Origin of the sequence: Xenorhabdus anantnagensis (assembly GCF_028598555.1) — a bacterium.
Lineage (GTDB): Bacteria > Pseudomonadota > Gammaproteobacteria > Enterobacterales > Enterobacteriaceae > Xenorhabdus > Xenorhabdus anantnagensis.
The window spans coordinates 127925-134471 of the sequence record NZ_JAQRFN010000011.1 but is presented as its reverse complement, the minus strand read 5'-3'; the positions used below and the strand labels follow the sequence as shown (position 1 = coordinate 134471).

General features: G+C 45.4%; 8 protein-coding genes and 2 pseudogenes. 3 read left to right on the top strand and 7 right to left on the bottom strand.

Annotated elements, in window-relative coordinates:
- Window positions 1-321, bottom strand: a pseudogene (locus tag PSI14_RS10870) (site-specific DNA-methyltransferase); the annotation flags it as partial.
- A 348-nt stretch (window positions 322-669) separates the two neighbouring features.
- Here PSI14_RS10870 and PSI14_RS10865 point away from each other — a divergent pair.
- The gene (locus PSI14_RS10865) at window positions 670-1101 is read left to right on the top strand and encodes a hypothetical protein (RefSeq protein WP_273575900.1); all 432 of its coding nucleotides are present in this window, start codon (window positions 670-672) and stop codon (window positions 1099-1101) included.
- 76 nt (window positions 1102-1177) lie between these two features.
- Complete coding sequence (locus tag PSI14_RS10860) at window positions 1178-1561, top strand: DUF3969 family protein (RefSeq protein WP_273575899.1); 384 nt, start codon at window positions 1178-1180, stop codon at window positions 1559-1561.
- A 190-nt stretch (window positions 1562-1751) separates the two neighbouring features.
- Here the strand turns inward: PSI14_RS10860 and PSI14_RS10855 are convergent, their stop codons facing one another.
- From PSI14_RS10855 to PSI14_RS10830, 6 genes and pseudogenes are all read right to left on the bottom strand, one after another.
- Entirely contained in the window at window positions 1752-2171 is a 420-nt protein-coding gene (locus tag PSI14_RS10855; RefSeq protein ID WP_273575898.1) for an antiterminator Q family protein, read from the bottom strand.
- The gene (locus tag PSI14_RS10850; RefSeq protein ID WP_273575897.1) at window positions 2171-3151 is read right to left on the bottom strand and encodes a DUF7146 domain-containing protein; all 981 of its coding nucleotides are present in this window, start codon (window positions 3149-3151) and stop codon (window positions 2171-2173) included. Before PSI14_RS10850 ends, PSI14_RS10855 begins: the two co-directional genes overlap by 1 nt.
- Window positions 3148-4775, bottom strand: a pseudogene (locus PSI14_RS10845) (DEAD/DEAH box helicase family protein). The gene PSI14_RS10850 and the pseudogene PSI14_RS10845 overlap by 4 nt, the downstream one beginning before the upstream one ends.
- Window positions 4769-5008, bottom strand: coding sequence for a hypothetical protein (locus PSI14_RS10840; protein WP_273575896.1), 240 nt, complete (start codon window positions 5006-5008; stop codon window positions 4769-4771). Before PSI14_RS10840 ends, PSI14_RS10845 begins: the two are co-directional and overlap by 7 nt.
- Before the next feature lie 197 nt (window positions 5009-5205).
- A complete protein-coding gene (locus tag PSI14_RS10835; protein ID WP_306309263.1) occupies window positions 5206-5493 on the bottom strand; it encodes a hypothetical protein in 288 nt (95 codons plus the stop codon).
- The gene (locus tag PSI14_RS10830) at window positions 5490-5717 is read right to left on the bottom strand and encodes a transcriptional regulator (protein WP_273575895.1); all 228 of its coding nucleotides are present in this window, start codon (window positions 5715-5717) and stop codon (window positions 5490-5492) included. The genes PSI14_RS10835 and PSI14_RS10830 overlap by 4 nt, the downstream gene beginning before the upstream one ends.
- A gap of 150 nt (window positions 5718-5867) precedes the next feature.
- Between PSI14_RS10830 and PSI14_RS10825 the strand changes: the two genes are divergently transcribed.
- Window positions 5868-6482, top strand: coding sequence for a helix-turn-helix domain-containing protein (locus PSI14_RS10825; protein ID WP_273575894.1), 615 nt, complete (start codon window positions 5868-5870; stop codon window positions 6480-6482).
- Window positions 6483-6547: the final 65 nt, after the last annotated feature.

Here is a 6547-nt window from a genome sequence, read left to right as displayed (position 1 = left end):
CAACTTAAGCACTTCAAGATTATCGCCTTCAATAAACAGGTTTTCCGTCGTATCCCAGTTAACACTCTCTTCCTTGCATGGACGTAGCGTCCCTGTTGATGGCGTCTGAGCAATTTGACGCGCGCGGGTTTTACCCTGCCAAGTGAAGTTATAGCGCTCATCTGAATCATCAACGACTTCACCCAGCACCGCTTTTAAAGCGTCAAAGTCGATTTTCCCTTCAAAAAATACCTCAGGGAAAAGTTGCTTAAGTTGGTCGACATTTTCTTGGGTGATATCCGCGCTCTTAGATTCAGGGTCGTTCAGGGTGATTTGTTCAATGGTCATCAGGGGCATTCCATTTATTGACAACTGAGCAAAACAAAAAAGCCACGCCATGCGCAGCCTTGAATTGGTTATCCGTGATCAAATGGGATTTTGAACTACCTAGGATTATTAGGTAGTTGGGTTGTAAATTAAAAGATTTCACTCACCATATAATTTTTAATAATCAACTTCATTTATCTTTTATTTATCTTTTATTCATATCTTATCCGAAATAAATCAGTTCTGGTTTTAATTCCGTTTAGTTGGGCATCTATATAATGCTTCATATTACACCAGAGTCATTTTAATTCTGTTGTGAGAATACCTAAAACCGACTGACTTATATTGAGGATATTTAACATTATGAAGCGATTTGCAAAGGTTTTATTTAGCCTTGTATTGGTATTACTTCCCTTTTCGGGACACAGCTTTCAAGCGCCAGATACGGCGACAAACATACATCAAATCTCACTCACCAAAGTGGGTTGGTTGGACTGGTTTGGTGATTCAAGTGATCTTAAGCACTTTTACCCATCAATCAAGGATGCGCCAAACTATCCGAAAGGGTTTCATAAGGCTATTCATGGAAAGACAAGAAACACTGTTGATAATAAGGAGTTATTGCATAAGTTAAGAATACATAAAAGTGGAAAGTGGTATAAGGTCTATCTGGATGGCATGGTTAACAAACAAAAATTATCGCTCCATTATTTTGAGCATCAAAGTGGTAGTCCAATCTATGGGCTGAAAATTTATTATAACAAGTGGAGTAATAAGAATAGCAAGCTTAAATAGTCGTCCCATTTTACTTCTGAGTGTGCTATACCTCATCGAAAAAACGAATATCTATTGATGAGCTGGAGGTGCAAATATGGATTTTTATTATCGAATTGAAGATAAGCATGCTGGTAAACTTATTAGTTTTATAATCTTAGGCGTCTTGTATTCTCTTGAGAGAAAATTAATATCTACTGAAGAGGCAGACGGTTTTATATTCGCGCCTTATGTTTCTCAAACACTGGAGGAGCTAAAAGCAGATGATGAGTGTGTTGATGTCAAAACATTAGCTAAGATTATTATTGCCGGATGTGAACTTGACGATGTAAGACGGATATGCCCTGAATTCCTGACACAATCAATTCAAGAATTGATTGAAAGGACATTTTCCGTAATTGAAAAAGGTAAAGCAATTGGGTACTTAGTACAAAACGAAGTTAGTACAATCGAAAGAAAAAGTAAGTTACGAGACCAATAATGCAGCAACATAAACCCGACCTGACAGTTACCCATTCTGTAATGGATGCAAGGGTGACTGTCATCTTTTTGAGACCGAGTCCTAGGTAACAAAAACCCCGCCGAGGCGAGGTCTGATAATTCAATAAGCTGTGTGACATTGTTATCACTTTTATCACAATAGCAGCATTTTTACGATCGTAAAGCTATTTTCAAAAATTACTGCATAATTGATGCGCGCTAATATTCATTGGCTCTTTTTGGACACATTTGTCCATTTCTAATGGGATATCTAACATCATCAGCATCCCCTCAATCATCCCCTCAGCTTTTTGTAACCTCTTCCCGATATGCGTATCAGAACACTCATGATCACTCGCTAATTGCATAAAGGTTTTACCGAATACGTAATACTCGAACAGTAAATCATGGGCATCACTATTTTTCTGATTCAGCCTTGCCATGCAGTTGGAAATGATGATGGCGTCGTCATCACAACACTGAGGGCGGGATTTCACTCTGTTGGGTATCAGCCCCTTGAACCCTGCGGCAATTGAGGGCCAGTTAACCGCTTCACGATTATCCGCCGCCCACGCTCCCCAGCGTTCTAATACCATCTGAATATCACGCATTATGCTGTCTCCCGCTGCTTTTTCGTAAATTCCAACTGTCGGGCCTGATCGCCGTTCTGGAGCAGGTCGTTAAAATCCCCGTTATCACTCCAGCGGACACTGACCCTTTCCAAGTCGTTATTCGCCTTTAGGTTTTTAGTCGCGCACGCCATGGCCGCTGCATGGCCTGTGGCGCTCCAGTCCGTATCCGCGAAGATAATGAGATGCTTAACGCCACGAGGGGCGATAAATTTCGCCATGTGTCCGGCGTTCATCGTTGACCACGTATTCACCCCGTAAACCTGCTTATAGGACAGTGCTGTCTCAATGCCTTCGGCGATCCCCAGCGTGGAAGCTACCGGAAACATCCGAATCGCCACCGATTCAGCGTGCGCCAGATAGCTGTCTTCCTGTAGTGACATCATTTTTTTGGTCACATCTAAAGGCGCTTTCCGATCCCCATCCAGATAGGTTCGGTGCAGGTAACATAATTGACCGCGTGAGTCTATCGCCAATGCCCACATCGCCTGATAATCCCCTTGGTATGTCGGCTGCTTTTTACAGAAGCGGATTTGTTCAATAGGCTGATTGCTATAGATCCCCCGGCTTTGAAGGTATTTTTCTGCCGAGGTGCCTTTCAGTTCCGGCATGCGTGAGTAAAGGGTGATTATCTTTTGGCGGTTATCTGCAACCGTACTTGTTTTAGGTTTTGGTGTGACCTTATCGCGCTGAATACCCAATAGCTGATCAATCTCATCCGCCAGCACCTTAAATTCTTTGCCCTGCGTCAATCTCAGTAGTGCCCAGCCGTCCCCGGCATGGCAGGTGCAAATGAATGTTCCGCGTCCGTCACGGTCATCAATGCGGAATTTGCCCTTTTGCTTACAGATTGGGCACTTCCCTTTAAAGTGTTTCTTGCCTGTCACTGGCGGTAATTTGTAATAGGCGAAGATTTCAGGCCAGTGACCAATAACCGCCTCGGTCGTTTTTATTCTGTTCACGGTGTGTCTCCCTGATGTGGCTGAATGCCTAATTTTTCACGGATATCGCGCACTTTTTGATGAGCAACCTCAAGACGCATTTCCTGCTGTTCGTGGCTGGACGGCTGCGTTTGCTCTGCTTTCTTGCGGCTTTTCACCCAGGCAATCTGTTTGTGCTTAATGAAGTTATTCACTTCCGGTGTCAGTTCTTGCGGGGTATCGTGGAACCCGCGCGGCCAGACGCCGAACTTGTCTTTAAACGTGTTGGATACCCAGCCGTCACTGACAGTCTTGCCCTGTGAGGCGCGCTGGTTCTGATAACACTTCAACTGGGAATAGAAACTCTGCTTTTCGTCCTGTGTGTAGACGCGTGCTTTCTTGTCGAGTTTTTTGAGGGTGCGGCTGGTATCAACATCAATGTCCTCCCCCACCAGCGGCTTAAACCCACACTTCGGGCAGACATAGACACCCGCAGGCTTCATGTAGTGGCAGGAGGAACATTCTTTCGGTAACTTCTCCTGCTTCTCCTGCTCCCGGTAACTGGAACTGGACTTCATGCCATCATTCTTGCGGGGCAGCTCGTCATATTCGATGTCGTCGGGGTAACCGAGGCGGTGGACAGAGCCGGAGTGATCCAGAATGATGCATCGGTCTTTACCCTTGGCAGTACGCAGGCCTCTGCCGATTGACTGCAACCAACGGATCTCTGACTTGGTGGGACGGGCGTAAATGATGCACCGGACATCACTGTCAAAACCCGCCACGAGAACTCCAATATTGACGATGATTTTCGTCGCACCCTGTTCAAAGCGATGGATGATTAGATCCCGTTCATCTTGGGGCGTGTTGGCGGTCATCACCTCAGCATTGACCCCGGCACGATTGAATTCGACCGTGATAAAGTTGGCATGGCTGACATTCACACAGAAGCAGATAGTGGGCTGATTTTCTCCCAGCTTAAGCCAGCTACTGACCACATCCCCGACCAGATCAGCGCCGCACATGATTTCAGCTATTTCATCTTCCTTGTAGTCGCTGCCGTAGTCGTCATTGCGGGCAGACTTCACCTTGCTTAAATCGGGCTTGGTGGGGGAAACTCGTAAGGACTCAGGTCGCCACGCTGGATTAATTCTTTTATCGTGGTGGGCTTTATCAGCTTCTGATAGTAGTGACCCAAGAACGGTGAGAAAGGCGTGCCTGATAATCCCACCACCTTACAATCCGTTTCCGAAGTCAGCCGGGTAATTTCTTCCAGTATCTTTTTACGTTTCAGGTGCGCCTCATCAATCACCAGCAGATTAATGTCTTCGGGAAAGTCACGGCGGATCAGTGTGTCAGCCGAGGCAATCTGAATCAGCTTTGACGGGTCTTGATTCGGGTGGTCACGCCAGATATACGCGATTTCATCCTCCGGCAAGCCATACTCGATAAAGCGCTGGGCAGTCTGGTTTATCAGAACAAGGTATGGGCAGATCATCATGACCTTCATCCCCTTGGATATAAAACCGTCTGTGATGAAGGCAGATAAACCTGTTTTGCCTGCGCCTGTGGGGGCATAGACCATGAAAGAATTGAAGTTCTTCCAGTCCCGACGCAGCATGTTCAAGGCACGTTCTTGGGCAAAGTTGGGGGTAATCGTTAGCATTCTTTCGCCCCCTGTTTATTTTCCTGCGTTACCGTGCGATACTTTCGTGCAGGTAACTCTTCGTTGGTGCCTGTTGCAAGAGCCGAATCAGTCTTACCTACCAAAGTGTCGCTGTTCGGTTTCTTGCACCCTCTTACACTTCCATTCTTAGTTAACATTGATACCCTCACTTGAGTAATTTCCACTGCCAGAGGACAAGCCTTTTTCTTATTCCCATTTGGACGTCTAGCCATCTGTCCCGTTTTGTAACCCCTACAGTGATCTACATTAAGATCTGAGTTCTTCCTTCTGGCTGTGCCTTCCCTAACACCCCTTTCAAAGATCACCCCCCCTTTATCCCCCCCTAGAAAGTTTTCCCCTCTTCCCCGTGTACTATCAAACTGATACATCGATGTACTTTCTAGGGAGTACAACCTCACAACTAAACTGGTCACTTTGTCGATACCTCCATCGGCTGCTCCGTATAACCCTGTGCCGCCCTCTCATACTTCACAACAAACTCTCTGAGCCGGACATTTGCTGCCCGTCGCGCTGTGTTGTCTTTGCGGTATGACACGGGTTCCTCATCCCATGCTGCTTGATAGACTTCCGAATACTTCGCGGTGATCTTTGCTCTGGTGCTGGCTCTCAGCTTCGCCAGCGTTTCTTGTATCCACACGCCATCGTCAGGGTAGAAATGCGATGGCATGGTGACCTTGGTGTAGTCAGGAAACATCATTCCCTCTCAGGTGGCGGAAACACTTTAGGCAGATCGGGGCGCAACTCGTGGGCTTGGACGGCTCCGTTTGTGGCCTCGACGATTATTACTACGTTCTCTGGTGATATTCTTTTCTTCCCAGTTAACCAATCACTCACCGTGGATTGAGCTTTGCCAATATGTTCTGCAAATCTCTTCTGGCTACCCCAGAGCTTTATGGCCTTCTCTATTGCTGTGTTAATCATAATCTCCTCAATCACAAATCAATCGCTATAGATATTATACAAATGATGAAGCAATAATCAAATGCTATAGCAATTTTGATTTATCATCGCCATAGCGATATAATAAAATTATTAAGCGATTTATTGACGATTATTCATAAAGGTTAAAAAATGACATTTACAGAAAGGCTGAATCGTGCAATGCACGAAGGCGGGTTTAGTCAAGGTGCGCTGGCCAAAGCTGTTGGAATGGCTCAATCCAGTGTATGGAAATTAACTTCGGGTGCAGCAATCCGCACTACTCGGCTCGTTGATATTGCTCGCGTTTTAGATGTACGCCCAGAATGGTTATCTGATGGGAAAGGGCCAATGAGAGACGAAGACAACAATGATCCAGAATGCAATGATATAGAATTCATTGAATACAAAGGAATGTTTTCGGTTGATATGTACGAGGGGGATGAACCTACCGATGATCAAATAATGCTTCCTAATTTGGTGGAATCTAAAACCTGTAGGGCATACAAACTACATGTGAATAGTGGATGTTCGGAAGCTCCTGCGGGCACAATTATAGTTATTGATAGTAATGAGACAGCAGGAACAAATGATCTGGTATATGCCAGAGTCAACAAAGTGTTATCAGTCTATAAATTCGTTCAAGGCGGTTCTCATGGATATCTATCTGTTGATGATAACCGTGTTCCACTGATTGATGTTGGGAACTCCGATGTTGAAGTTCTTGGGGTTATTGTATTCCTCCTCCGAAACATGAAACACCGCTGATACCCCAACTGCTCTGCCATCTCTTCATTTGGGACGGGAGTTGCATATCTCCCAGTTCCCATTCT

Coding starts and splice junctions, on each gene's coding strand:
- PSI14_RS10865 (WP_273575900.1), top strand. CDS start 670: ATGAAGCGATTTGCAAAGGTTTTATTTAGCCTTGTATTGGTATTACTT.
- PSI14_RS10860 (WP_273575899.1), top strand. CDS start 1,178: ATGGATTTTTATTATCGAATTGAAGATAAGCATGCTGGTAAACTTATT.
- PSI14_RS10855 (WP_273575898.1), bottom strand. CDS start 2,171: ATGCGTGATATTCAGATGGTATTAGAACGCTGGGGAGCGTGGGCGGCG.
- PSI14_RS10840 (WP_273575896.1), bottom strand. CDS start 5,008: ATGGCTAGACGTCCAAATGGGAATAAGAAAAAGGCTTGTCCTCTGGCA.
- PSI14_RS10835 (WP_306309263.1), bottom strand. CDS start 5,493: ATGATGTTTCCTGACTACACCAAGGTCACCATGCCATCGCATTTCTAC.
- PSI14_RS10830 (WP_273575895.1), bottom strand. CDS start 5,717: ATGATTAACACAGCAATAGAGAAGGCCATAAAGCTCTGGGGTAGCCAG.
- PSI14_RS10825 (WP_273575894.1), top strand. CDS start 5,868: ATGACATTTACAGAAAGGCTGAATCGTGCAATGCACGAAGGCGGGTTT.